The 25,709-nt window shown below is 41.6% G+C and carries 23 protein-coding genes; 9 read left to right on the top strand and 14 right to left on the bottom strand.

All coding sequences use genetic code 11. The annotated features are described in order from the left end of the window. Positions 1-2: 2 nt before the first annotated feature. Together C2869_RS12550 and C2869_RS12545 are read right to left on the bottom strand one after the other, a co-directional pair. The gene (locus C2869_RS12550; RefSeq protein ID WP_108603262.1) at positions 3-914 is read right to left on the bottom strand and encodes an AAA family ATPase; all 912 of its coding nucleotides are present in this window, start codon (positions 912-914) and stop codon (positions 3-5) included. A 388-nt stretch (positions 915-1,302) separates the two neighbouring features. Next, positions 1,303-3,207 carry a methyl-accepting chemotaxis protein gene (locus C2869_RS12545; protein ID WP_108603261.1) on the bottom strand — a complete coding sequence of 635 codons (1,905 nt, stop codon included), beginning with the start codon at positions 3,205-3,207 and terminating at the stop codon, positions 1,303-1,305. 293 nt (positions 3,208-3,500) lie between these two features. Between C2869_RS12545 and C2869_RS12540 the strand changes: the two genes are divergently transcribed. From C2869_RS12540 to C2869_RS12525, 4 genes are all read left to right on the top strand, one after another. Beyond that, positions 3,501-4,019 carry an RDD family protein gene (locus C2869_RS12540; RefSeq protein WP_108603260.1) on the top strand — a complete coding sequence of 173 codons (519 nt, stop codon included), beginning with the start codon at positions 3,501-3,503 and terminating at the stop codon, positions 4,017-4,019. Between the two features lie 9 nt (positions 4,020-4,028). Next, positions 4,029-4,625 carry an XTP/dITP diphosphatase gene (locus C2869_RS12535; protein WP_108603259.1) on the top strand — a complete coding sequence of 199 codons (597 nt, stop codon included), beginning with the start codon at positions 4,029-4,031 and terminating at the stop codon, positions 4,623-4,625. A 2-nt stretch (positions 4,626-4,627) separates the two neighbouring features. Beyond that, positions 4,628-5,794 carry a radical SAM family heme chaperone HemW gene (gene hemW / locus C2869_RS12530; RefSeq protein WP_108603258.1) on the top strand — a complete coding sequence of 389 codons (1,167 nt, stop codon included), beginning with the start codon at positions 4,628-4,630 and terminating at the stop codon, positions 5,792-5,794. A gap of 103 nt (positions 5,795-5,897) precedes the next feature. Beyond that, on the top strand, positions 5,898-8,507 hold the full coding sequence (locus C2869_RS12525; protein WP_108603257.1) for a putative bifunctional diguanylate cyclase/phosphodiesterase: 2,610 nt from the start codon (positions 5,898-5,900) through the stop codon (positions 8,505-8,507). Between the two features lie 279 nt (positions 8,508-8,786). Here C2869_RS12525 and C2869_RS12520 read toward each other — a convergent pair whose 3' ends face one another. The 6 genes from C2869_RS12520 to C2869_RS12495 all read right to left on the bottom strand — a co-directional run bounded on the left by C2869_RS12520 (position 8,787) and on the right by C2869_RS12495 (position 15,794). Beyond that, on the bottom strand, positions 8,787-9,554 hold the full coding sequence (locus tag C2869_RS12520; protein ID WP_108603256.1) for a DUF2884 family protein: 768 nt from the start codon (positions 9,552-9,554) through the stop codon (positions 8,787-8,789). A 135-nt stretch (positions 9,555-9,689) separates the two neighbouring features. Next, positions 9,690-11,990 (bottom strand): FdhF/YdeP family oxidoreductase, encoded by a 2,301-nt coding sequence (locus tag C2869_RS12515; RefSeq protein ID WP_108603255.1) that lies wholly within the window; start codon positions 11,988-11,990, stop codon positions 9,690-9,692. Beyond that, entirely contained in the window at positions 11,987-12,775 is a 789-nt protein-coding gene (fdhD, locus tag C2869_RS12510; protein ID WP_199915564.1) for a formate dehydrogenase accessory sulfurtransferase FdhD, read from the bottom strand. The genes C2869_RS12515 and fdhD overlap by 4 nt, the downstream gene beginning before the upstream one ends. A gap of 246 nt (positions 12,776-13,021) precedes the next feature. Next, complete coding sequence (locus C2869_RS12505) at positions 13,022-13,570, bottom strand: Lcl C-terminal domain-containing protein (RefSeq protein ID WP_159084152.1); 549 nt, start codon at positions 13,568-13,570, stop codon at positions 13,022-13,024. Beyond that, positions 13,560-15,356, bottom strand: coding sequence for an Lcl C-terminal domain-containing protein (locus tag C2869_RS12500; protein WP_108603252.1), 1,797 nt, complete (start codon positions 15,354-15,356; stop codon positions 13,560-13,562). The genes C2869_RS12505 and C2869_RS12500 overlap by 11 nt, the downstream gene beginning before the upstream one ends. A gap of 213 nt (positions 15,357-15,569) precedes the next feature. Continuing rightward, positions 15,570-15,794, bottom strand: a complete 225-nt coding sequence (locus C2869_RS12495) for a DUF1653 domain-containing protein (protein WP_108603251.1) — start codon at positions 15,792-15,794, stop codon at positions 15,570-15,572. Positions 15,795-15,899: 105 nt separating this feature from the next. Between C2869_RS12495 and C2869_RS12490 the strand changes: the two genes are divergently transcribed. The 3 genes from C2869_RS12490 to ruvX all read left to right on the top strand — a co-directional run bounded on the left by C2869_RS12490 (position 15,900) and on the right by ruvX (position 17,944). After that, positions 15,900-16,826: a LysR substrate-binding domain-containing protein gene (locus tag C2869_RS12490; RefSeq protein WP_108603250.1), complete on the top strand. Its 927-nt coding sequence runs from the start codon at positions 15,900-15,902 to the stop codon at positions 16,824-16,826. A gap of 83 nt (positions 16,827-16,909) precedes the next feature. Further along, on the top strand, positions 16,910-17,470 hold the full coding sequence (locus tag C2869_RS12485; protein WP_108603249.1) for a YqgE/AlgH family protein: 561 nt from the start codon (positions 16,910-16,912) through the stop codon (positions 17,468-17,470). A gap of 39 nt (positions 17,471-17,509) precedes the next feature. After that, complete coding sequence (gene ruvX / locus C2869_RS12480) at positions 17,510-17,944, top strand: Holliday junction resolvase RuvX (RefSeq protein WP_108603248.1); 435 nt, start codon at positions 17,510-17,512, stop codon at positions 17,942-17,944. Positions 17,945-18,006: 62 nt separating this feature from the next. Here ruvX and C2869_RS22995 read toward each other — a convergent pair whose 3' ends face one another. Further along, entirely contained in the window at positions 18,007-18,132 is a 126-nt protein-coding gene (locus C2869_RS22995; RefSeq protein ID WP_268958751.1) for a hypothetical protein, read from the bottom strand. 73 nt (positions 18,133-18,205) lie between these two features. On the opposite strand from C2869_RS22995, the gene lhgO reads away from it, so the two are divergent. Both lhgO and C2869_RS12470 read left to right on the top strand, forming a co-directional pair. Further along, positions 18,206-19,447, top strand: a complete 1,242-nt coding sequence (gene lhgO / locus C2869_RS12475; protein ID WP_108603247.1) for an L-2-hydroxyglutarate oxidase — start codon at positions 18,206-18,208, stop codon at positions 19,445-19,447. A gap of 234 nt (positions 19,448-19,681) precedes the next feature. Further along, complete coding sequence (locus C2869_RS12470; protein WP_108603246.1) at positions 19,682-20,842, top strand: OmpA family protein; 1,161 nt, start codon at positions 19,682-19,684, stop codon at positions 20,840-20,842. A gap of 247 nt (positions 20,843-21,089) precedes the next feature. On the opposite strand, the gene C2869_RS12465 is transcribed toward C2869_RS12470, so the two are convergent. The 5 genes from C2869_RS12465 to C2869_RS12445 form a co-directional block, all read right to left on the bottom strand. Then, complete coding sequence (locus tag C2869_RS12465; RefSeq protein WP_108603245.1) at positions 21,090-22,271, bottom strand: amino acid aminotransferase; 1,182 nt, start codon at positions 22,269-22,271, stop codon at positions 21,090-21,092. Between the two features lie 115 nt (positions 22,272-22,386). Continuing rightward, entirely contained in the window at positions 22,387-23,100 is a 714-nt protein-coding gene (locus C2869_RS12460) for a LysE family translocator (protein ID WP_108603244.1), read from the bottom strand. Next, a complete protein-coding gene (locus C2869_RS12455) occupies positions 23,100-24,146 on the bottom strand; it encodes an ion channel (RefSeq protein ID WP_108603243.1) in 1,047 nt (348 codons plus the stop codon). Before C2869_RS12455 ends, C2869_RS12460 begins: the two co-directional genes overlap by 1 nt. A 240-nt stretch (positions 24,147-24,386) precedes the next feature. After that, positions 24,387-25,079 (bottom strand): helix-turn-helix transcriptional regulator, encoded by a 693-nt coding sequence (locus C2869_RS12450; RefSeq protein ID WP_108603242.1) that lies wholly within the window; start codon positions 25,077-25,079, stop codon positions 24,387-24,389. 256 nt (positions 25,080-25,335) lie between these two features. Further along, positions 25,336-25,683: a hypothetical protein gene (locus C2869_RS12445; protein ID WP_108603241.1), complete on the bottom strand. Its 348-nt coding sequence runs from the start codon at positions 25,681-25,683 to the stop codon at positions 25,336-25,338. Positions 25,684-25,709 lie beyond the last annotated feature (26 nt).

The raw sequence follows: 25,709 nt of genomic DNA, 5'->3' as shown, positions 1-25,709 counted from the left end.
TATTAAAGTGGCTCAACTAAACTCAAAAGGCGCTGCGATAACCCCGATTCCATAGCCATAGATTGTTGATTTAATCTATGTTCAGCCACAGCGGGTAAAATGGCTTGTAAATCATCTGCTGTTACATAATCTCGCCCCGCCATTAACGCCCAAGCTTTCGCAGTTAGTAATAACGCTTTCGATGCCCGTGGCGATAACCCCATCGCAAATTCACTATTTTCCCGACTTTCTTTAACTAATTTAAGTAAATACTCAACTAACGATTCAGTCACCGTCACTTGATGAACTTGTTGCTGAATAGCCAATAACTGCTCGGGTGAAATACAAACGGGTAACGACTCCAAAGCGACAGGTTTATTATTCATCAGCATGGCCATCTCTGCTTCTTGCTCTGGATAACCTAAGGTGATCCTAACCAAAAAGCGATCAAGCTGACTTTCAGGTAAGGGAAAGGTGCCCGACTGATGCAAAGGGTTTTGCGTAGCAATAACAAAAAATGGTTCAGGCAACTTGGAGGTTTTACCGTCAACGGTGACCTGCCGTTCTTCCATTGCCTCTAACAGCGCACTTTGCGTTTTCGGGCTAGCGCGATTAATTTCATCCGCTAATAAAATTTGCGAAAAAATAGGCCCTTGATGAAACTCGAACAACTGGGTTTCTGGTTTAAAAATTGACACCCCCACAATATCAGCCGGTAGTAAATCTGATGTAAACTGCACTCGACGATAAGATAGCCCCATCACTTGGGCTAAAGCATGGGACAAAGTGGTTTTACCCATTCCGGGTAAATCTTCAATTAACAAATGGCCGCGAGCAAATAAACAACACAAAGCCAAGCGAATTTGCGACTCTTTACCCAATACCAATTTGCCTATGTTATCCAATGTATGTTGAGTGAGTTGCGCTATATTCATTAATCTCTCGCTTGTTTAATTATGTAATCATGGCCAGCGGAATTTAAGTTTAGGTTAACCGTTTCAGAAAAACCTAAGCCTTAAACTCAGAGTCTGCCGACCCATAGTTGCAATGATTACCATCTAGTATTTGCTGATTAGTCAAGGTAAGCAAACTTTCACGAATAATTCCGCTAATATTTGCTTACCTTATTGATAGAGTTAACGTTTTAGATAATTATAGTCTTCTCGCTCAGGTCTTATGGTTCATTGTCAGCGCTTACTCGCCCCAATCACATAGTAGAGCATATGCTCATGGGGTCTCGAAGCTTGACGGCTTCCCCTAAGACCCGATCGCTTTGACTATAGATAACAAAAAGTTCAGTGCAATTTCGCTTTATCTCAGCTATTAGCTTCTTAATTTAAACGCTGACACCAAATTACTAAGTGAATGGGCATCAGATTCTAATCCACTATTGGATTCAACAATTTGCTCAATACAGTCAGTGATTTGCTTAGTGGCAACTTTTAAGTTTTCAGTATTATTACTGATCTCTTTAGCGACCATGCTTTGCTCTTCAGTCGCGGTGGCGACTTGGGCATTTTGTTCATTGATTTCTTCAATGGCCTTTTGAATGTTATCTAACATCTCGCCTGCCTGAGTGATCATATCAACAGATTGTTTAGCACTAATTTGGCTATTGTCCATTACATCAACTGAGGTTTTAGCTCCCTGCTGCAAAGTACTGATCATCTTGCTAATTTCCTCCGTCGACGTTTGGGTTTTTTGCGCCAGTGAACGCACCTCTTCCGCGACAACCGCAAAACCACGACCATGTTCGCCAGCGCGAGCCGCTTCTATTGCTGCATTCAATGCCAACAAATTCGTTTGATCAGCAATAGTGGTAATGACCTCTAACACACTTGAAATCTTTAATACTTCTTGCTGCAAATGATTAATCGCTTCACTAGCAAGGTTTATGTCATTGGCTAACGTATCAATTTTGTCTATCGTCGCAAAAACAAAGTCACGCCCTTTATGCGCCGCATCATTTGCACTTTTAGTTGCAAGAGCCGCCGTTTCGGCATTATTGGCCACTTCAGATACAGTAGACGCCATCTGTTCGGTGGCTGCTGCGACTAGCTCAGTTTGTGTTTGCTGCTCTTCCACTTGCATAAACGAATGGCGCACACTCTGCCCAACCGTATTAGTTGCGGTTTGAATATGTTGGTTAGCTAGGTCAATCTGCTGAATTTTGCTATGCAATTCATTTACGGTTGCATTTAAATAATTGCCAATCTCACCTAATGAATCGTTAGAAGGGATCGACAATGACTGACTTAAATCACCACCCGCAACGGCATTGGTATAACGGCTGACTAAATCGGCATTGACGCGAATAGATTTACCAATGCACAGCAAAATATAAAGAGTAAATCCACCAAAACTAGTAAATAGCGCCAGTATAATCACCTGCGTACTTTGTTTTGCGGCTAAACGCTCAGTTAAAGATGTTTCGAGGCTTTCAGTACTGATCGCTAAAATTTTCTGCATTGCATCATCAACTTGCGTTATATGCGATTGCAACTGACTAATATTGATAGCTATGGTATCAGGGTCAAGAATACGCGCCTTAACCATAGTCGCAAATTGCTCAACCAGTTCGGTTGCTCGACTTAATAATTTGGCAGTTTCAGGACGTTCTTGAGTTAGAATTTGCACATCAAGCTCGACTTCATGTAACAGCTGTAAAACTTGATTTTGTGAATCTGTTAAAGCCAAAAACGAATCTGGCGTAAACGAACCGCGGCTAACAACTTGTTTCGTATTCTCTTGCAAAACTTCCATTAAATACGCCAGCTTGGGATGCTGTAAATAGGCGATTTCAATAAAAAAGTGCGCGGCATGATCAGCATCGGATTTTAAGCCTGAACTGGCTAAAATTTCTCGATGCAAGGTATTTAAACCGTTAAAGCGTGTTGAGATATTGCTATCGTCGTCACCCAGCACCTGATTTAAATTAGTGCGTGTTTTATTCGACACAGTGACATCGGCCTCAGCCATTTTTTGCTCAAAACGTCGCCAGCTGGCAATGGTCGAGCGCTCAGGTGCATACAACATAGGCCTTAACTGTTTAAGTAAGTCATTAGCCATTAATTCTCTATTCAATTTGCCAATATCATTGGCCGTAGAAAAATATATTTGTCCACCCGCGTATAACATCAAACCGGTAAATACGGCACCAATTAAAAGAAACTTAACCGAAAACGAAAACCGATTTGCCATACCAATGCCAAACGAAAATATTCCCATTATTACTTCCTAAACTTTCCAACAGTCTATAGTCTTCTCGCTCAAGTTTTATGGTTCATTGTCGGCGCTTACTCACCCCAATCACATAATAGAGCATATGCTCATGGGGCCTCGAAGCTTGACGGCTTCCCCTAAAACTCGATCGCTTTGACTAAAATTAGACCGTCCAGTTTGATTTAATCATTCAACTATATGTTAAGTGATATAAGAGAACAAAAATTGATAGATGCTTCAAGTTGATCCAACGCTAATATTTGCTAGCATAGCGCGACATTATTTTGTGACGCTTTTCTATGCCCGATATCATCTCTAAAAATGGCTTTGCCCGCGCAGGGCTTATAAGGCGCATCGCCGCTATTATTTACGATTCTCTTGTTGTCTGTGCCCTAGCTTTAGCCGCCGCAGCCATAGGCATGTTTTTTTTAGGGCTAGCGCAAACCCTAGGACTATTCACCACCACAGGCCATCAAGATTTAGCGGCTTGGCTACAAGCTCATACTGTAATCCACATTCTGTTTCAAATATATGTATTAAGCTGTGTTTGTTATTTTTATATTTGGTTTTGGAGCCAAGGTGGACAAACCGTAGGAATGAAAGCATGGCGTCTAAGAATTCAAAATGAATCCGGTCATGACATTAGTAAAAAACAAGCCTTAATCCGTTTAGCCAGCTCGGTTTTTGGTTTAGGTAATTTATGGTTACTTTTCGCCCCTAAATACAAATTAGCATTACAAGATTACGTAGCGAAATGCGAAGTCGTCGTACTCACTAAAGATGCCAATCAACACAAAAACTGGCAAAAACTTTACTAGGATATTTCAATGCAAAAAATCGTACTCGCAACCGGTAACCAAGGCAAAGTAAAAGAGTTAAGCGCCATGCTTGAACCTTTATCGATTGATGTCGTCGCCCAAAGTGAATTTAATGTGTCATCAGTAGCCGAAACGGGTACCACATTTGTCGAAAATGCCATTATTAAAGCAAGACACGCCGCAGCAGCTACCGGTTTACCCGCAATTGCAGACGATTCTGGTATTGAAGTTGATTATTTAAAAGGCGCGCCTGGTATTTATTCAGCGCGTTATAGTGGTGACAATGCCACTGATGAAAAAAATAACCAAAAATTACTCGCTGAATTACAAGGTGTACAGCCAGAGCAACGCACGGCAAGATTTCAGTGCGTGTTAGTATTCATGCGTCATAAAGACGATCCGACCCCGATAATTTGTCAAGGTTCATGGCAGGGGCGTATTACCGAACAACGTTCAGGTAGCAATGGTTTTGGTTACGATCCTTTATTTTGGTTAGATAGCCATCATTGTACTTCGGCAGATTTGAGCAAAGCTGAAAAAAATAAGATCAGTCACCGCGGACAAGCGCTCACGCAACTATTAGATAAACTACAATCTCAGGTATAACCATGGCGTTAACGCTACCGCCCTTAAGTCTTTATATTCATATACCTTGGTGTGTACAGAAGTGTCCGTATTGTGACTTTAACTCACATGCAACTCACAAAAACTCATCACAAACCGTTGGCAATACTATTCCCGAGTCAACCTATATTGCTTGTTTGTTAGATGACTTAAAACAAGATTTACACTATGTTCAAGGTCGAAAAATCCACTCGATCTTTTTTGGTGGCGGTACGCCTAGCCTGTTTTCAGCTAAAGGGATCCAGCAAATTTTGTCTGGGGTTCAATCACTCGTCGAACTAAAAGATAACTGTGAAATAACCTTAGAAGCCAACCCTGGCACGGTTGAAACCGAAAAATTAGCCAGCTTTATCCAAGCTGGGATCAATCGTTTTTCAATCGGGGTGCAATCCTTACAAGCAGAAAAACTGCAAAAGCTTGGCCGCATACATAATGCCAACGAAGCCATTAATGCCGCTAACTTAGCCCAGCAATTACCGATAAATAGTTTTAATTTAGATTTAATGCACGGCCTACCCGACCAGTCGTTACAGGACGCACTATACGATCTAAATACCGCCCTTGACCAATCTCCACCTCATTTAAGTTGGTATCAATTAACCATAGAACCCAATACTTTATTTGGCTCAAAACCGCCGATATTGCCTGAAGACGATGCGTTGTGGGCAATACAAGAACAGGGGCATCAATTACTTACCACAAATGGTTACCAACAATATGAGATCAGTGCTTATGCCAAACCAGGTCATCAATGTCAGCACAATTTAAATTATTGGCGGTTTGGCGATTACTTAGGCATTGGCTGTGGTGCACATGGCAAAATAACCCTAGCCAATGAAAAGCGGATTATTAGAACAGAGAAAGTAAAGCACCCGACTGGATATATGGATCTTGCCAAAGACTATTTATTCGAAAGCAACGAAATTAGTCAAGACGACCTCGCGTTTAATTACTTCATTAATCGCTGTCGTTTAATGGAAGCCATCCCACATGATGAATTTAGTGCGTATACGGGTCTAGTAATTGACGATGTTAGTGAATTTATCAACCAAGCCACAAGCAAAGGCTTTATAGACAGCCACAATCAACACTGGCAAGTCACCCCCCTTGGTCACAGATACCTAAACGAACTGCTCGAAATGCTAATTTAATTGAGTTAGATCAAGCTAATTCAATTTTGCTTTGCACTTGACTAGCCTAGCTCAGCACTTTTGTTCACAATTCTGCCACTTCATCGTAGTTTAGTCGTCTCGTATGAACAAAATTGGCTATTTAACGGACTTATGCCGTCTGCAACAACGCGTTTGTGATCAACAAGAACAACTGGAATCAACTTTCCAACAGGCCTTAAACAAGCTAAACAGCGACTTTGCGCTACCTTGTTCAAGCCTATGGTCTACCGATAATAAGGAACAAACTTTTCATTGCCGCGTATCGGCTGCCGATGTTGAAAATTGTCTTGGCAGCAAAATAAATGACCAGCTAATATACGAAAATATCATGGCAATGTTAAATAAGGGTCAACCTATATTTTTCTCACACTTACCAAGAGAGAAGCGTATAGCCTTTGAACAAATGATGACAAGCGATGGGCGATGGACTGACCTACTTATCTTTCCCATGTCCGACGCCCAATGCATTACAGGATTGTTAATTTTAGGGGCTGATACGCGATTCGACGATTGGTCGTCATTTAAGTTTAGCCTACTATGCAATCAAATTTTCGCCCTTGCCAACGCGTACATTACCCATAACAATCAAAAAAATCAGATGGATCTACTCCATCAAAATGAGCTACTAAATGAAATTGAGCAACTCGCTTCAGTTGGTGGTTGGGAATACAACTTAGCCGATCAATCCATGATATGGACAGATGAAACATACCGAATTTATGGCTTAGAAATTGGTAGTCCTATCACGGCTGACATCGGTATTCAACATTACCCTAACGATGCGGGTCTCATCATAGGTCAGTGCTTTCAGCAAGCAATTGAGCAGCATATTCCTTATGACGAAGAACTTAGGTTTATTGATGCACAAGGTCGAAAAAAATGGATAAGAACAACAGGTAAAGTACGTAAACACCAAGGAGTCGTGACACATATTTATGGCGCTTTTGAAGACATAACTCGAGAAAAAGCATTAATTAGTCACGAACAAGATACTTCAGCTTATTTAGCCACTATTATCAATAACTTAAACGATGCTGTCATTACCGTAAACGATCACGGTACTATATTGTCAGCGAATCGCTCAGTAGAAAAAATATTTCTTAGTAAGGAAGTTGAGTTGGTCGGCAAAAATGTTTCTGTGTTAATGCCACAGCCCTATGCCAATATGCATCAAAAGTATGTCACCAGCTACTTAAATACGGGTAAAGCTAAAATTATCGGTGTGGGTCGCGAATTGCCTGCCATTAGAGCAAATGGTAATGAGTTTCCAATGGAGCTCTCATTGTCGGAAGTGATCCAAAACAACCAACGCGTATTTATCGGGATCATCAAGGATATTTCTGAACGAAAAGAAGCCCAAGATAAAATTTACCAACTCGCCTACTTTGATGGACTAACCGACTTACCAAACCGCATATCATTTGAACGAGACTTGCAAGATTTACTCAATAAAGCCAGCCTAACTCAATCCCAGATCTATGCTAGTTTATTGGATATTGATAGATTCGGACAAATTAATCTCACTTACGGCAAAACAACCGGTAATTATGCGCTCAATATGATTGCGCAACGTATCAATGCCCTACTGCCAAAAACGTTTAAACTATACCGCAATACAGCTGATAGTTTTTTCTTGCTGCATCAAACACCATTATCCGATGGCATTGAAAACGAATTGTTAACTATAGCCAAATTAAGCCAAGCCATTTTGCAGTCTGTATCTGATGAAATGGCAATAGCTGAACACATACATCACCTAACCATTAGCATAGGTTCCGCTTTTACTTTTGCCAACAGTTTAAATTGTGAGCGTTTTATCCAACTTTTAGAGTTTGCGAAAAGCCAAGCAAAAAGCAAAGGGGGTAATACCCACTCAATAATCGATAACAAGCAATACGCCGAATTTGAACGACGTTCGCTCATAGCTAGCAGCTTACAATTGGCACTTAATAAAAATGAGTTCTATTTACAGCTGCAGCCACAATATAATACTGCGGGTAACATAGTTGCGTCTGAGGCGTTAATTCGCTGGCGCTCGACCACTTTTGGATCGGTTTCCCCAGCAGAATTTATTCCAATCGCTGAAGATAATGGCGATATTATTCAAATAGGACGCTGGGTATTAAATAGTGTTTGCCAACTGCTTAATGAATTGAATCATCAAGGTATACATACGGTTATTGCCGTTAACCTAAGCGCTAAACAGCTTATTCAACCCAAGTTTTGCCAAGAGTTACTGCACCAAAGTCAACTTTGGGAAATATCGCCACAGGAACTCATGCTAGAAATTACCGAAACGACTCTAGTTACAGACATTGATTTAGTTAAGCAACGCATGTTGTTGCTCTCTAAATACGGATTTCGCTTTTCAATAGACGATTTTGGCACAGGTTACTCAAGTTTGAGTTACTTACAGGCATTGCCGATCCACGAGTTAAAAATTGACCGTTTTTTTGTTGAAGCCATCAATGACAACTCAGCACAAGTGCCCATCGTTAATACTATCTTGCAAATGGCAAAATCATTAGGGGTACAAACGGTCGCAGAAGGAATCGAAAATAAATGGCAACAGTCTTACTTAGCTGAGCGTGGCTGCGATATTTATCAAGGCTACTTATTAAGCAAACCATTAGATTTAAAAGCTTGGCTTTACAAAATACAACAAGCTCAAGCTGTCGCTATGTCAGAGTAGTCAAGCTATAGTCTTCTCGCTCAGGCCTTATGGTTTATTGTCTGCGCTTACTCTCGACTTTGCTTACATGGATGTAAGTACTTAGGTTTCGTCGGGAACAGGAAACCTGTGGCTCCTGCGTCGTCCTACTACCTAAATCCCTTTAGGCAACCCCAATCACATAATAGAGCATATGCTCATGGGGTTTCGAAGCTTGCCTGCATGGATGCAGGTAAGGGGCGTGAGCAGGACGCGGTAGCTTTGATGGCTGCCCCTAAAACCTGATCGCTTTGACTATACTTATCTGATGTTAAACACATTAATTTCGGCCAACTCTGGGATTTGATGCTGCAATTGAGTCTCAAGTAAGTCGATATTAACCACTTGCTGGCAAAACTCTTGGGACTTTTTGTCGAGATTACCGGATTTTTGCTCTAATTCTTTGACAACATCTTGCGACAAATTACTTAACTCTACGCCAAAACGCTGCATATTCGCTTTAAAATCATCAGTATCATCGATAACTGCACTGACCAACATATTCAGGTGATCTGTCAAAGTAATGCGCATTTGCTCTGAAAATTGTTGATTAATCGTTTGTTCTAACGTGTAAAGGCTCTGCGGTCCTAAATAGAAATTTTCATCTTTATGGTTAAATTTTTCCATAATTTGAAAAACCACGTGCTCCACTTGGCCACGCACTCGATTGTGATTTTCACTATTTTCACCATGTAAACTGGCAGCCAGTTCGTTTAGCCAACGCGCAGCGATATGAGAACCTTCAACAATGAGATCAATATAGTCTGGCACCTGAGACTGCACAGTTGTAATGTAGTCTTTAACTAAACTTTGCTGTTCAGGTGTTAATTCAATGACCTGCCCTTTCACAATAATCTGACTAGGATGATTATATTGTACAAGGGTTCTATGATTATCTAGCACCCGAATATGGCGCTGATTGATAACCAAGCCCAGCTCAACGTCGATTTTGCATTCATCAATGGCACTGGCCGAACCCGATAGCAAACCTAAAAATAAAACACCAATAAAATGACACCAAGCCTTCATACGCCACGTTGTTAGCCTAAAACATTAACTAAGCTCAGGTTAATGGATATCGACCACAAAAAACAATATGACAAGATTAACGTCAGAATAAATGAGATGAATTTGGCTAGTGACGAACAGCCACTAACCTAGGGTTTAAATTATAGACTCGGCTTGCATCGATTTTTCTATTATCACAGGTACAGATTTTGAAGTTGGCGTGTAAGAGCCATCACCCACGCTATCTAAAGGCACCAAAGGGTTTGTTTCAGGGTAGTAAGCCGCTAAATTGCCTTCGGGGATGTCATAAATTTCAATCTTGAAACCATCGACTTTACGACTTTGATTATCTGGCCAAATGGATGTGATTTGCACCTTATCACCCTGCTGTAGTTTTTGCCGTTTAGCGTCTTGTTCATTAATAAACAAAATCTTACGCTCACCGGCAATACCACGGTATCTATCATCCATACCGTAAATCGTCGTATTATACTGGTCATGCGATCGTAAGGTTTGTAAGGTTAATATCGGCTGTTTTTTACCTTCAACCATGCTATGTACCGCATCATTAATAATGCAAGTGGGCAGCACATCTTGACTAAATTCCGCTTTACCCGCGCTATTTAGCCAATGCAAATCCGCCGCACTGTTCCCCAAATAAAAGCCACCAGGTTGCAAAATTTTATCATTGAAGCCTGTAAAGCCTGGGATCACCTGAGCAACCATGTCGCGGATCAAACTATAGTCGTCAACTAAACTTGGCCAATTAATTAATTCATTACCCAGTGTCGCTTGTGCAATACCACAAATAATAGCCACTTCTGACTTTAATTGTGGATCAAGCGGTTCCACTTTGCCCTGTGACGCATGAACCATACTAAAGGTATCTTCGACTGTGATAGCTTGTTCACCACTTGCTTGACGATCAATCTCGGTTCGGCCCAAACAGGGTAATATCAAGGCGTCTTGACCTACCATTAAATGGCTGCGATTAAGTTTTGTGCTGATTTGCACATTCAACTCAGTATTGCGCATCGCTTGATAGGTTTGTTCTGTATCTGGCGCAGCCGCCGCTAAATTACCACCAAGGCAGATTAGCACCTTGCTTTTTTTCTGTAAGAAAGCATTTAAAGCGTGATAAACATTATGACCAGGTTCTTGCGGCATAGGTACATTAAAATAAGCCTGCATCGCATCCAAAAATGCCTGCTTTGGTTTATCGTTTATGCCCATGGTGCGATTACCCTGAACATTACTATGGCCGCGCACTGGGCATAAACCAGCACCTGCCTTACCAATATTACCCGTCATTAACTGCAAGTTTACGATTTCGCGTATCGTTGCCACTGAATGTTTATGCTGAGTGATCCCCATCGCCCAAGTACAAATAACCTTATCTGCTCGGCTAAAAACTTGGGTAGCCGCTTCAATATCCGCTCGACTTAAGCCGGACTGTTGCTCAATTTGTTGCCACGAGGTTGATTCAACTTGCTGGCAATAGGCGGTAAAATCCACTGTGTGTTGTTCAATAAACGCTTTATCTATCACATCAGCTTGCGCTGTTTTTTCAGCTTCTGCTTGCCATGCCAACAAGGTTTTTACCATGCCCCTTATCGCTGCCATGTCTCCGCCCAGTTTGGGGCTAAAATACAAATGGCTAATTTCAGTCGCCGCTGGCGTTAACAACTCAACTGGACTTTGCGGGCTGGCAAAACGCTTAAGCGCCACTTCTTTTAAATTATTAAAGGATACAATTTTACAGCCCTTTCGTGCAGCACGACGCAAGGCGTTCATCATACGCGGATGGTTGGAACCTGGGTTTTGCCCAAATACAAAAATGGCGTCAGCTTGATCAAAATCATCCAACACGACAGTGCCTTTACCCACACCTATTGCTTGATTTAACGCAACACCACTGGCTTCATGACACATGTTAGAACAATCGGGAAAATTATTGGTACCGTACAAACGCCCCAATAACTGATACACAAAAGACACTTCGTTACTCGCACGACCCGATGTATAAAATTCAGCTTCATCTGGCGAAGCCAAAGATTGCAATTTATCAGCAATTAAATCAAAAGCTTGCTGCCACTCAATGGCTTGATATTTATCTGTCTCTGCGTTGTAACGCACAGGTTGAGTTAGCCGCCCTTGGTACTCTAACCAATAATCACTTTGCTTGAGTAATTGCGTGACAGTGTGTTGTTGGAAAAAAGCAGCATCGACTTTTTTATTGGTCGACTCCCAAGCAATCGCTTTTGCGCCATTTTCACAAAATTGAATTAACCCTTCCTTTTGATCACCCCAAGCACAACCGGGGCAATCAAAGCCATGTGCTTGATTGGCACGCATCAAATTCTTAATATTGGTTTTGGCTTGCTGACTTTTCCACACATGCTTAACCGTCGATTGTAACGACGCTAAACCGCCAGCTTTTTCAGGTTGCTTACTCATGACAATGTCCTCGTATCAGAATAGGCTTGATTCAGCACGCGAGGGCCATCAAGTTTAGTTAAGTGAATTAAATTGAGATTAGCTTGATGCGCAATATTCAACGCAAGCTGGCTGGGGGCTGACAAACTGACAAGATTAGCCACGCCCAAATTGGCAACTTTATAAACCAGTTCGACACCACAGCGGCTGGTAAGCAAAATGGCAACATGATCTGCTTGAAAATTAAGGTTACGTAAACAGGCACCAATCAGTTTATCTAGGGCATTATGCCGACCAATATCTTCGCGCGACTCGATTATTTTACCGGACAAATCAAGTAAAAAAGCGCCGTGCAGCGCCCCCGTATTTTTTGCCAATCCCTGCCATTGCTGGCACTGTTGGCGTAAGTTGGCAATGGCCGCCAATGAAATAACCTCTTGCTTTGCAACCACGTCAACAGCAGGTAAGGCTTGCTGCAACGCTTCTACACCACAAATACCGCAGCCGCTGGCTCCGGCGAGGTTACGTTTCTTAGCGCGTAGATTCTCTAAACAACGATTAGCCAACGTCACATTAATTTCAGCCATTGCCTCATTTGGCATTAAGCTTACCTTGATATCATGAACTTGATTAGGGTTTGAAATTAGCTTTTCTGCAAACAGAAAACCAAAGGCAAAATCTTCCAAATCATGCGGCGACGCCATCATAACGGCGTAGCTAATATCATTGATGCAGAACGCAACAGCATACTCTTCTGCCAACTCAGGTTGCATAGTGACGCACTGAGCTTGTTGAAAATCTCTCACAAACACGAGCCAAATAAAAGGTGAACGGTAAAAGGCTAGCTTAATTGAGCTTGACTGGCAAAACTAGTTAATAATCTGAACAAAATGACATTTATTTGTGCTTAAAAATTAAGTCAAACAAAAGAAAAATATGGTGATAAAGCCTTTTATTCCATTAATAAAAGCTAAGTTGGTAAGAAAAAATCACTAAGCTCAATAATTTCAAGAGCTTAGTGAAATATCAATTTATTGACTTTTACAGCCACACTATTGAACTTTACGTACTAAACGCACTAACGAATTACTGGTTTTTAAAGGCGTGTTATTACTACCCTCTTCAAATGATACGGCCCAAACCGTATCGCCAACCACACCGCCATTACCGTCGCTTGCTATAACAGGTGAACTACTCCAATAGCGCTCCGTTAAATTGTCAGTAAACACGGTAATATTAATGGCGGGTGTCGAGCATTGGCGCTCAATTATCGACATTAATTCTTTAATATTGGGTAAACGCCAATCCGTGAAATTGGCGTATTCAAATGTATCTGCATAGGTTAAGGCATCTTGCCAGCTATATGTATTCGCCGTGCCTTCGCAAGCTCCAGTTGTCGCGTTCCAAGTTAAACCGGCAGAACAAACAAACCAACTTAAACCGGTTTTTTGATCAGTGGCAATCCCAGTTGTTGTGTCGACATTGAATTGCTCTGTCGGTGTACTAGGCGTTGCACCCGATAAACAAACTTGGGCCGCCTGTACAGTTTGGCCAAACACTAATGTCGCTAACATTAAGCTCAATATAGATTTACTCTGCACTTTCTGGCGCTCCTCTAACTAAAATAATACGCCCTGGAGTTGATTTAAGACGCGCAAAATCGTTACCTGTCACACTGTCTATCATCCATGCATTAGGGGCTGTGTCTGTCGTACCAATACCAAATGCACTAGGCTGACTTGTCCAATACAATACGCTATCCGATGCATGTTCTGGCCACAGTTCACTACCATCAACATCGCGTGCGAAACGATCGCCTAATCGACCAAAGTTAAAAATAGATGTCAGTTCTTGCATTGTTGGTAATCGCCAATCATTCGCACCGCATAAGCCGACGGTATTAATCGCGGTTACATAAGCTTCCGTATCACAACTGGTTAATACACCAACCTCAGTGGTACAACTGCCACCATTGGCTAATCCCTCACTGTTACCACTGGTTGCCGTATCCGTATTACGCCAACTAAACGTACTATTGTAACTGCGATAACCCGTTGTGGTTTTCACTTCCCAGATCAGTTCAGTCACGTTATCTCGTATACAGGTATGTGTACCGTTATTAATCTCATCACCATTTGCATCTAACTTGGTGAAATCAAAGCCGAGTTCGCCACTACCACGCTTGGCAATAGACTGACTCAGGCTCGTTGGATCTCGCCCAACTTCAGCATCTTGCCCAGGATAAGAAAGCGAGGCACAAGAAGGCGTTGCCGGCGGTGATGGTAACGGTGTTAAATTACTGGTAGCACTGGCACAGGTGTTAATCCCAGTATCGTTGAAACCGTCGAAGGTAGAAATGGGTCTAACTAACACACCAACAGTATCATCGCGAAAACCATTACTGTTTGTTGCGCGTAACGTAAATTGAAATTGTGTATCTTCAGAAACGGCGGGGGCGGTAAAACGCGCCACCGGTGAGGTATTATTAATTATAGCCACTGGCACCGTGCCAGCCGCTTGACGCCACTGTAAGTTACTGGTGTTAGCCGTACCATTTAAGGTAACGGTTTGGCCTTCATAAGTCACAATATCGCTACCCGCACTCACGTTAGGTAAAGAAACAACCGCAGGTAATATATCGACCTCGACTTGATCAGTCACAGTAATAGTACTGGTGTCGGTAACCTCCAAAGTAAACCTTAAGGTTACGGTTTGCGTACTAAGATTAATAAATTCATTGTTAGCGATAAGCTCAGTGACAGTTGGCGTTAAATTAGAGGCGATAAAGTCGCGTCTTATCCCACCTGCTGGGACATTATCAATCGGTGAACCTGAAATTTGCTCTAAACGCAAACGTGCTACGCTAACCGCAGTTTGGTCCTCGGCATCTATCCAGTTTGCCGACAAACTAAAGCCGATACCGGATTCAACACTGAATTTTTTTTGCCCCGTTTGCGCTTGTGTCAAAGCAACAATAGGCGGTGAGCTAATCGGTTCAACCGTAATTTTTTTTGACGCGGTGGCTACATTACCCACAGCATCAGTAACGGCCAAAAATAATGTCACCGACTCTGTCACCGTCACATCAGGAGCGGTAAAGGTTAATTCAGCGGCATCATCGCGACTAATGGTATCTGCATATTGCGCGGGCTGAACTTGCCACAGATAGGTGTAAGGTTCATTATCGCCGTTTACAAAGCTGGTAATAGTAATTTCAGATAGCTCAGCTACCGTTAAATCGTTACCAACAATAACACGCAGCGCTGTATTTTCTTCATCTGTTGTACCTTCACCACTTAGTGATCCACCACAGGCACTGAGTATGGCGACCCAACCAACAATGGCCAACCGGCGAAAATCAATAATAAACAGTCGTAAACAACTCATGGACAATTCACTTTTAGATAGCTGTCAAAAAAATGTCTTTGATTAGCTTAAGCAAATATTATTCCATGAGTTAACACCTTGGTTATAAATAGTAAAAGCGATCAGGTTTTAGGGGCAGGTTTCTCGTTCCAGACGAAACCTAAGTACTTACATCCATGCAAGCAAAGTCGAGAGTAAGCGCTGACAATGAACCATAAGACCTGAGCGAGAAGACTATAAATCTGCCATAGAGGCGGCAACGTAAGTAAACCGATCTTGAGTGACGCCATCTTTAGTCACAGACTCGGTGAACATATCTAACGGTCTAACCCACAAATCACGATCTCCATATTCTGGGCGATAAACCACTAAATATTCTTCAGTTTCGCTATGACGTGCAACATCAATAACTTGATAAAGATTGCCTTTATAATGACGATATATGCCAGCTTTTAACATTCGAATTCCTCTTAAGCGTTTTATCGACCGATCCTAGCAAATTTTACTGCTTACCGTATAATTCACGCTACTTGTTTAGCTGTTATCTATCACAATGTCATCGTTATGCTGGAAATTCGCCATTTAAAAACGATCAAAGCCATTGCCCAATTGGGTACCTTGGCAAAAGCTGCCGACTGGCTTAATACGTCGTCTTCTGCTTTGTCACATCAACTCAAAGATATTGAAGGACGCATAGGTAACCCACTGTTTATTCGCAAAACCAACCCTGTTCAGTTAACTGCAGAAGGCCAAGTTTTGTTAGAATTAGCCGACCAAGTACTACCGGCCCTCAGTAATACTGAACAAAAGCTACATGAATTGAAACAAGGCAATAAAGGCCGCTTGCGTTTAGCTATTGAATGCCACAGTTGTTTTCAATGGCTCATGCCAGCCATCAGCCAATTTAAACAACGCTGGCCGTTAGTCGATATTGAATTCAATAATGACTTTATGTTTGATGCACTACCAGGTTTGGAAGAAGGGCAATTGGATCTGGTCATTACGGCTGATAAATATCCGTCTGACTTACTGCATTTTGAACCTTTGTTTAACTTTGAAATGCTACTTGTCACGTCTCCGAACCATAAATTAGCGAAGCGCAACTATATTGAGCCTAAAGATTTACAAAGCGAAAACTTGCTGGTTTACCCTGTAGCCAACAATAGATTAGATGTGTTTAAGCACTTTCTTAATCCTGTTAACACTCAACCTAAATCAGTTAAAAAAGTCGACCAAACGTTAATGATATTGCAAATGGTCACCGCTGACATGGGCGTGGCAGTATTGCCCAATTGGGCTGTGCACGAATACGAAAGTCAAAATTTGATCGCAACGGCGTCGTTAGGTAAAGACGGTGTGCAAAGTGAGTTGTTTGCTGCGATAAAACGCCGCGATAAGTCAAAAGGCTATATTCAATCATTTTTTGAGATTAGCCGGCAAACCAGTGTCGAAAACTTACCTCAGGTTACCCTCTCGACAAGTAGCGAATAACAGCGGCTAATTAACAAATAAAGGTTTTTGTTCTGAGAAAATCAAGCCTATAATCATTACACAACTAATATCTAATTTTGCTTATGCAGAACCTCGAGAACCATTTTATTATCGCCATGCCCACCATGAAAGATCCGTATTTTTCTAAAACGGTTACCTATATTTGTGAGCATAATGATGAAGGCGCAATGGGATTAGTCATTAACCAACCTGTTGATATCAAACTCGATTCACTGCTCAAACAAATAAAAATTGATGTTAGTGCTGATAATTTAACCGACACCCCTGTCTATGCCGGTGGACCAGTAGGTACTGAGCGCGGCTTTGTTTTGCATAGAAGCGAAGCTGAAAATGAATGGGCAAGCTCAATCAATATATCGAAAGAATTAAGTCTAACCACCTCAAAAGATATTTTACAAGCGATAGGCGCTGATTTAGGCCCACAAGATTATCTCATTACGCTCGGTTACGCTGGCTGGTCAGCTGGCCAGTTAGAAAAAGAACTACAAGAAAACTCATGGTTAACGATAGAAGCTGACAGCGACATCATTTTTAAACAACCCATTCACAAACGTTGGGAAGCCGCCACCGAAAAGTTAGGCTTCAATCCATGGCAAATATCTAGCGACGTAGGCCACGCCTAAGCGTATAATTCACTTAAATAGACTATTTTTCATTTTCACATGTCCAATGACAAACAAGGCCAACGTCTGATCATGGCGTTCGACTTTGGCGTAAAAAGTATCGGGATCGCCACAGGCCAAGAAATTACGGGTACGGCTAATCCATTACAAAGTATAAAAGCACGCGACGGCATTCCTGATTGGCAAGAGCTAGGCAAAATAATTAATGAGTGGCGACCAGACCTATTATTAGTGGGGTTACCATTAAACATGGATGGCACCGAGCAAGAGCTCACTCATAGAGCGAAAAAATTTGCGAATCGTTTACATGGCCGTTTTGGCTTTCCTGTCGACACTTGGGATGAACGCTTAACAACCGTGGACGCTAAAGCGCAACTTTTTGATCAAGGAGGCTACCGTAATTTACAAAAAGATAAAGTGGATGCTTTATCAGCAAAATTAATCCTTGAATCATGGTTTGAAAACCAGTACTAATTACAATGGTCTTCTCGCTTAGATTTTAACCTTTTGATTCCACTATTTTGTTCAGTATTGTTTTAATAAAAATGGTTTTGTTCAAAATAGTTATTGCGACAAGCTAAGCCATTTACATTGTCACTATTTTGACATACTTGTAGAGTTAACTGATTAGCACGCTCAAGATACAATACCATCGGTTTCATTTGGAACGTAAAACCTGTAGTCAAAACCTCAACGAGAAGAGAAAAACACCGTAGGGATAACGAGTTAAACTGTATGCCAGACAACCATTTATTTGACGCTGACGTTATCATTGTAGGTGGCGGAATAGTAGGCGCAGCCACCGCATTACAATTAAAACAACAGCAGCCAAAACTAAAAATACTTTTGCTAGAAAAAGAACCCGCCTTAGCAAAACATCAAACGGGCCGCAACAGCGGCGTGATCCATGCTGGTGTTTATTACCAGCCCGGCAGCTTGAAGGCGCAATTTTGTAAACAAGGCTCGGCAGACATCAAGCAATTTTGTCATCAGCACGATATTCCTTTTAATCAATGCGGAAAGCTGATTGTTGCCACTAATTCATTAGAACTAGTCCGTTTAAAAGCCTTGGCTGAGCGTTGTCAAAAAAATCAATTAGCCTACCAATGGCTAGAGTCAGAAGAATTAGCGGTCCGAGAGCCCAATATTACAGGTTTAGCGGCTCTACTAATCACTGACACGGCTATTGTGGATTACACATTAGTCACGCAAGCCATGATGGAAGATTTTGTTGAATGGGGCGGCGAATATTGGCTAGATTGCAAAGTACAAAACATCAATGAACTTAGCGATTGCGTAGAAGTGTTTACCAGTCAAGGACGATTTAAAACACGCTATTTAATTTGTTGTGCTGGTGTAATGGCGGATCGATTAGCACAAATGGCAGGACTAGAATTAGATTTCCAAATCGTTCCCTTTAGAGGTGAATACTATCGACTCGACAATAAACACAATCAAGTTGTAAAACACTTGATATACCCAGTGCCGGATCCAGATTTGCCTTTTCTTGGCATCCACTTAACAAGGATGATAGACGGAACCGTGACAGTCGGGCCAAATGCAGTATTAGGCTGGAAGCGTGAAGGTTACAAAAAATTCAACTTTAGTTGGCAAGATACCAAACAAATTATTGGCTTTAAAGGCTTCTGGAAAGTGCTAGGCCGTTACTATCGCAGCGCTTATAGTGAGCTAATGAATACTTGGTTTAAAGTGTTATATCTAAAACAAGTGAAAAAATATTGCCCGTCCATTAACAAAGATGACTTATTGCCTTATCCAACTGGCATCCGCGCGCAAGCCGTTAGCCAAGATGGTCAACTTATTCACGACTTTCTATTTAAAAATACACAGCGCACTTTACATGTTTGTAACGCACCATCACCGGCGGCTACCTCAAGCATGCCTATTGGCCGACATATTATTAGTGAGCTCAATAAACTAATCCAAAATACGCAAGAACTTAAACAAAGTGAATAAGCATTGTTTAATTCATTCTAAGCAAAAAAGCTTGATGTATTAAGGGTTTAACATAAGCTCTGATAAACTTATAAGCATAAGTATTTGCCAGCTGGATCGGCAAATACTTACCGATAACTCGGATCCACATAAAAAATTAACCAAGCTGTAATAGGGATTTTGGCGTCTAATAATCCAATCGCCTGTCCCTGAGTGTTAAAAGCGGATTTAATAACGAAATTACAGGAACATCTAATGAAAAAATTACTTTCAACTGCGCTTATTTCTTCAGCCATTTTAGCAAATTACGCGTTTGCAGATGGTCATGCTATTACCGAAAAAGTTTATGTCTCTGGTGGTGGTGCTGGCGTTATTTTTGATGGCGACCGTAACATGGAAGATCCCATCACACCTTGGGGCGCAGTCGGCTTTCAATTTACTGAAAAATGGGCTGCCGAGCTAAACTACATTTATTCAGAAGCAGACGTACCGCATGCTAAAGGTTCAACCGAATTTGATATTGCTTCATTGTTGGCCATTCACAGCTATAAAGGCGCGTTAAACGACGGTATTAACGCCCGCGTAGGTTTAGCCAAATACAACTTTGGTGGCTGGCCTGCAGGTAGTGAAGAAGCGCTACGCGCAGGTATTGGTTACGATAAATACCTAGATAACAACCTAGCTGTACGCGTTTTTGTTGATGCGCTATACAGCTTTGACGACGGTGAAATGGACTTTGTTCCAGGCATTGGCTTAAAGTATTCGTTTGGCGGACAATCAAAAGCATCAAGCAAACCTGTTGCTAAAAAGAAAGCTGAAAAAGCACCAGAGCCTAAGCGTGCAATTGCGCCAAAAGCAAAAACTGAAGTTGCGCCTATGGTTAAAGACGGTGATAACGACGGCATTATCGATGCGAAAGATATGTGTCCTAACACTGCCGCTAACATAAGCGTTGATAGCCGTGGTTGTGAATTAGACAGCGATAACGATGGTGTTGTTAACAGCAAAGACCGCTGTGTAAACACACCGCGCGGCGCCAAAGTTGACAGCATGGGTTGTCGTGTACAACTAGAAGAAGTCATTAACGTTAACTTAAACATTCAGTTTGCTAACAACAGCTTAGCAATTGACAGCAAATACCATGATGAACTAGCTAGTGTTGCTAAATACATGAAGCGTTACCCAGACGCTGATGTCGAAATTCAAGGTCACACTGATTCAATTGGTTCAGCTGCTTACAACCAAAAATTGTCAGAAAAACGTGCACAAGCGGTTGTTGACTATATCGAGAAAAACTTCAAAGTGAATGCAGCTAAAATTGTGGCCAAAGGCTACGGTGAAAAGCAACCTATCGCTGACAACATGGTTGCAGCAGGTCGCGCTAAAAACCGTCGCGTTGTTGCTGTAATTAAGTAATAGTCCAGAGCTAAGATAAAGTAATAAACTCAAGTGGTACAAGCCGCTTGAGTTTAAAACAGACACAAAAAAAGCGCCTATTGGCGCTTTTTTTATGAGTTAATATAAGACAATGAAAGCTTATATAGTCAAAGCGATCAAGTTTTAGGGGAAGCTGTCAAGCTTCGAAACCCCATGAGCATATGCTCTACTATGTGATTGGGGTGAGTAAGCGCTGACAATGAACCATAAGACTTGAGCGAGAAGACTATAATACTTTTGCTACTGCATCCGCGATATAATCAACATTAGTATTCGAAATACCTGCAATATTGATTCGGCTGCTACCCGCCATGTAGATTGCATCTTCGTTACGTAGGCGATCAATTTGCTCTTTATTAATGCCTAAGAAAGAGAACATACCGTTTTGACGTTCAATAAAGCTGAAGTCTTTCTCAACACCACGCTCATTCAACTTATTAACTAGCAATGTACGTAGGCCATTCATGCGAGAACACATTTCTTCAAGCTCTTCGTGCCATAACTTAGTTAATTCGGCATCTTTTAAAATTAGACCAACTAACGCCGCACCATAAGATGGTGGCATTGAATAAATACCGCGAGCAATACTTAATGCATTAGTTCGACAAGCTTCTGTTTTCTCTGCATTTTCAGATAAAAAGCTGATCATGCCTGTACGTTCACGATATAAACCAAAGTTTTTAGAACAAGAAGAGGCAATAATCATCTCAGGTACTTTAGCGAAAACTTCACGTACACCGGCAACATCTTCTTCTAAGTTTTTACCAAAACCTTGATAGGCAATATCAACAAAAGGCGTAAATCCACGTTCAACCGCTAAATCAGCTACTTGGGTCCATAACTCAGGTGTTAAATCTTCACCTGTTGGGTTATGACAACAGCCATGTAGTAAGACAATATCGTCTTTACCTAGCTTAGAGAAAGTCTCAAGCATTTCGTCGGCTTTAAGTTTACTGTTTGCTGTATCGTAATATGGGTAATTTTTTAAATTTAGGCCAGCAGACTTCATTAATGGCACATGGTTAGCCCAAGTCGGATCACTTGCCCAAACTGTTGCGTTAGGGTTTGATTTTGCAATTAGCTCTGAACCGATACGCAATGAGCCAGTACCGCCTGGAGCTTGAATTGAAACGAAACGATCAGTATTACCTTGCTCACCTAAAAGTAAGTTAGTCATGCCTGAAAGAAAATCTGCATTACCTTGAGGTGCGATATAAACTTTAGAGTCTTCACTCGCCGTTAGATTATCAATCGCTTTCTGTACCGCTTTTAAGATCGGGGTTTTACCATCTTCAGTTTTGTAAACACCAACGCCAAGGTCAACCTTGTTTGGGTTAGGATCTTGACGACAAGCTGCTGCGATACCTAGAAGTGGATCAGGAGGAAGAATCTCTAATGATTCAAACATGCTATTATTCCTTCGACAAATTAGCTTCAAAATTTTCGGTGCGTAGAATACAGCAAAATGCATAATTTCGCAGCAATTTTGTCATCACAAAGCCGTAATAATTAGCCTATCGTTTTTACCAAGTGAGTAAAACGGAAAAAGCAATCAAACAATACAAGCTTGCCATTAAATAATTAAGCTTAGCGCTAATTGTGTTGTTCGTTAGCCACTGCCGCAGTTTATTTATGGTAAATACAACCTGAGTAAACCAAAAACCATCAATCAGCCAAGGGGTGGCAACAAGTATAAACGCTGTTAGCCAATTCAAGCTATCTATTGCCACAAACTGTGAAAATAATGCCGTAAAAAACACCGCCGATTTAGGGTTAAGGAACGCCATGAAAAACCCATTACGCAATGCCTGAAAAAGCGAGCTTTGTGTGGTGGTTTGAGAACTTATTACGGTACTTGTTTGCGGGCTTTGGTGGGTATTAAGTTGCGAATTAGGCCGAATGTAGGTTTGTTGTTTGCCAGAGTCACTCTGCAGCACAGAACTTGTCTGTGATTGGCGTTGGCAGAAACAAGCATAAGCTAACCAAAATAGAAAAATGGCCCCTAACAGTTGAATAAATTTAAACAAAAAAGGGAAATTGGCCAATAACGCACTTAGGCCAAATACACTCGCTAACGCCCAAATAGCTATCCCTGTTGCGTGGCCCCAAGCGGCGGCAATACCATGATAGCGCGAGTTATCTAAGGTTTGCTGACAAACCAATAGCAAGCTGGGACCAGGTGATATAGCCCCTAATAAACACACGCCAGCTAAAGCCAGCCAAGACCAAAGTTCCACTAGCTAAAGTAGCTTGCTTGCAATCTTTGATTGTATAAATAATGGATAAAAACAGTGCCGCTTAGCTGAGTATCACCCGTAGGTAAAATTTCGAGTGACTTACCTAATTCATCCAACGCAATCCCAATAACATCAGCACCATACGTTTGATAGATGCGGGACTTTAGTTCACCAAAAGTGGTATCAATATTATCAACCCGCGCGACAAATAATGTCATACCGACTTTAGTATTTAACAGTTGGTTAATAATGGCTGTTGTTCCGTGATCTTGAGACGCGCGTACCAATTGCTCAACTCGATTGCTGGTAGAACACTCAACCGGCAGTTTTAAACGCTCTAACGACTCAATGTTATTCTCATCGTCAAAGTGCGTCGCAATATGGCAAGATTCATTGACTAATCCGGTCACGTGTACAGTTAAAGCTAAATTTTCATCATCTGAATCCGTTGAAATGATCACACGCTTAGCGCCATACAAATTAATGCGTACCATTTCATCTTCTGCTTTAAAATCCGTTAAACGGGCAAATTCAACCGATTCATGTTCAGGCATCGGATGCGGAATGTCAGATTGGGTAGTACAAAATAAAATCGTGCGGTTGACCCGATTAGCATCTGCTAGCAACAACTCAATAATGCGTTGCGCGTCAAGCCGACTATTAGAAAAAATAATAATGTGGTCAGTCAAAGAACTGAAATTTTTCATACCTTGTACATGCCTATTAATTAATTGAAAAATAAATTCGGCGGTTTTACCCAATAGTGAACCAAATAAGCCCAAGCCAAAACCAATAAACCAAATATCAACGAATATGGTATTCCAGCCACCTTGAGCATAAAAGTCGCCATAACCTACGGTACTAATGGTGACTATCCAAAAATGAAAATAGTGATACCAAGTATCAACAATGTGGTCTTGTGCTGTCCAATCACAGATCAAATAACCTATACCGTAATGCAACCCTGCAATTAAAGTTAAGCTTTTCCAACTGACTCGGGAAAAATGATGGACTAGTTTGCGGACAAATAACGAAAATACAGACATGTTCGGCCACTCACTGGCTCTGATTTAGTGTTTGCCACCAAACTAGCTTGCTGGCAACAAAAACGCAAGTAGCTTGCGTTTAACGTAATAAAATGACTCACGAATCAAAGTTATTTCCATTAACCTATTCCGGTTTTGCTGGTGCCCAATTATATCGTTCAATTAGACATTATCGTCTGAAACTTACATATGCTATGCCTGCTGAATCGCAAGAAACATACGCAAAATACATTTTTCAAGTTAACAATGTTTGGCTGTTTCTATGGCTATATACTGCTGCAAACTAATATCAGCATTCAATTGAAAAGTTTTGCCGGATGGCTGTAGTTGGCGGATCCGGTCTAAACGAAACATTCGATAATCGTCACGCTTAGTGCACCAAGCCACAACAGTCCACGTTTTACCCCAATATATTAACCCCAAAGGCCAAATATCACGCTCGGTTTGACGGCCTTGTTCATCGGTATAAGACATATGCAATATTTGCTGCGATTTTATTGCACTCGATAGGGTTTGATTAGCTTTAGCGGTAGCGTCAGCTTGGGTATTAAACACTAGCAGCCATTCGGGTTGCTGCACCGATTGGCGATGTAACTTGTCCGGCAGTACCGCATGGATTTTAGACAAGGCCGAACTGGCTGCTTGCGCCATGGCTTTGTGACTTAAATTTTCAACCATACGCGTGCCTAATAACAAAGCTTCAATTTCTTCTTCTGTGAACATTAAGGGCGGAACAGTGAAATCAGGCTTAAGACGATAACCAATACCCGCCTCAGATTCTATGGGTATACCAGATAACGACATCGCTTGAATATCACGATAAATCGTGCGCTCTGACACTTCCAATATATCTGCCAATTGCTGCGCAGTAATAACGGTTCGCCGCCCTCGCAATATTGTTAATATTTGAAATAACCGTTCCGCTTTTCGCATTTATATTAAACCTAGGCGAGGCTTTCACCTCGCTTTATTCTTTGTATAGTCTTCTCGCTCAGGACTTATGGTTCATTGTCAGCGCTTACTCGCCCCAATCACATAATAGAGCATATGCTCATGGGGTCTCGAAGCTTGCCTGCATGGATGCAGGTAAGGGGCGAGAGCAGGACGCGGTAGCTTTGACGGCTTCCCCTAAAACCTGATCGCTTTGACTATAACTTTAACAATTCTCACTAAATGAGAGCAGGTCTCACTAAATGAGAGCAGGCTCTGATGATTCCGATGAAGACGAACATATCATAGCTTCAGTGCTCACTGGCATATGGCGCATCGTCACTGAATCCATATCCGTCAACTGACATAACGCCTGCCCTGCTGTAGAAGCCATAAATGCTTCGCTAGCTTTTTTAGCACTTGCCATGTCTCGCCAATAAACAATGTCATATAACAAACCACTTTTGTCATTAGACAATGAACGATACATAAAACCGTCTTGCGCCATTAAAAAATCATTTACCTGTGGGTGAACTGCTTTTAGTTGCTCAGCGCTGATCCCCGCTTTGAGGTTATAAGTCACTAATTCTATTACTGTGGTTGTCATTTTGCTTCTCCTTATTTTGTCAATTA

The sequence above is a fragment of the Saccharobesus litoralis genome (assembly GCF_003063625.1).
In the GTDB taxonomy this organism is placed as follows: domain Bacteria; phylum Pseudomonadota; class Gammaproteobacteria; order Enterobacterales; family Alteromonadaceae; genus Saccharobesus; species Saccharobesus litoralis.
The sequence above is the reverse complement of the archived record's forward strand: the minus strand, read 5'-3'. Positions and strand labels throughout refer to the sequence as shown.

What these genes read in the sequence shown, in the direction of transcription:
- lhgO (WP_108603247.1), top strand. Translation starts at nt 18,206, where the DNA reads ATGCCAGACAACCATTTATTTGACGCTGACGTTATCATTGTAGGTGGC.
- C2869_RS12520 (WP_108603256.1), bottom strand. Translation starts at nt 9,554, where the DNA reads ATGAAGGCTTGGTGTCATTTTATTGGTGTTTTATTTTTAGGTTTGCTA.
- ruvX (WP_108603248.1), top strand. Translation starts at nt 17,510, where the DNA reads ATGTCCAATGACAAACAAGGCCAACGTCTGATCATGGCGTTCGACTTT.
- C2869_RS12485 (WP_108603249.1), top strand. Translation starts at nt 16,910, where the DNA reads ATGCAGAACCTCGAGAACCATTTTATTATCGCCATGCCCACCATGAAA.
- C2869_RS12490 (WP_108603250.1), top strand. Translation starts at nt 15,900, where the DNA reads ATGCTGGAAATTCGCCATTTAAAAACGATCAAAGCCATTGCCCAATTG.
- C2869_RS12500 (WP_108603252.1), bottom strand. Translation starts at nt 15,356, where the DNA reads ATGAGTTGTTTACGACTGTTTATTATTGATTTTCGCCGGTTGGCCATT.
- hemW (WP_108603258.1), top strand. Translation starts at nt 4,628, where the DNA reads ATGGCGTTAACGCTACCGCCCTTAAGTCTTTATATTCATATACCTTGG.
- C2869_RS12450 (WP_108603242.1), bottom strand. Translation starts at nt 25,079, where the DNA reads ATGCGAAAAGCGGAACGGTTATTTCAAATATTAACAATATTGCGAGGG.
- C2869_RS12525 (WP_108603257.1), top strand. Translation starts at nt 5,898, where the DNA reads ATGAACAAAATTGGCTATTTAACGGACTTATGCCGTCTGCAACAACGC.
- C2869_RS12470 (WP_108603246.1), top strand. Translation starts at nt 19,682, where the DNA reads ATGAAAAAATTACTTTCAACTGCGCTTATTTCTTCAGCCATTTTAGCA.
- C2869_RS12445 (WP_108603241.1), bottom strand. Translation starts at nt 25,683, where the DNA reads ATGACAACCACAGTAATAGAATTAGTGACTTATAACCTCAAAGCGGGG.
- C2869_RS12465 (WP_108603245.1), bottom strand. Translation starts at nt 22,271, where the DNA reads ATGTTTGAATCATTAGAGATTCTTCCTCCTGATCCACTTCTAGGTATC.
- C2869_RS12455 (WP_108603243.1), bottom strand. Translation starts at nt 24,146, where the DNA reads ATGTCTGTATTTTCGTTATTTGTCCGCAAACTAGTCCATCATTTTTCC.
- C2869_RS12550 (WP_108603262.1), bottom strand. Translation starts at nt 914, where the DNA reads ATGAATATAGCGCAACTCACTCAACATACATTGGATAACATAGGCAAA.
- C2869_RS12535 (WP_108603259.1), top strand. Translation starts at nt 4,029, where the DNA reads ATGCAAAAAATCGTACTCGCAACCGGTAACCAAGGCAAAGTAAAAGAG.
- C2869_RS12495 (WP_108603251.1), bottom strand. Translation starts at nt 15,794, where the DNA reads ATGTTAAAAGCTGGCATATATCGTCATTATAAAGGCAATCTTTATCAA.
- C2869_RS12515 (WP_108603255.1), bottom strand. Translation starts at nt 11,990, where the DNA reads ATGAGTAAGCAACCTGAAAAAGCTGGCGGTTTAGCGTCGTTACAATCG.
- C2869_RS12545 (WP_108603261.1), bottom strand. Translation starts at nt 3,207, where the DNA reads ATGGGAATATTTTCGTTTGGCATTGGTATGGCAAATCGGTTTTCGTTT.
- C2869_RS12540 (WP_108603260.1), top strand. Translation starts at nt 3,501, where the DNA reads ATGCCCGATATCATCTCTAAAAATGGCTTTGCCCGCGCAGGGCTTATA.
- C2869_RS22995 (WP_268958751.1), bottom strand. Translation starts at nt 18,132, where the DNA reads ATGAAACCGATGGTATTGTATCTTGAGCGTGCTAATCAGTTAACTCTA.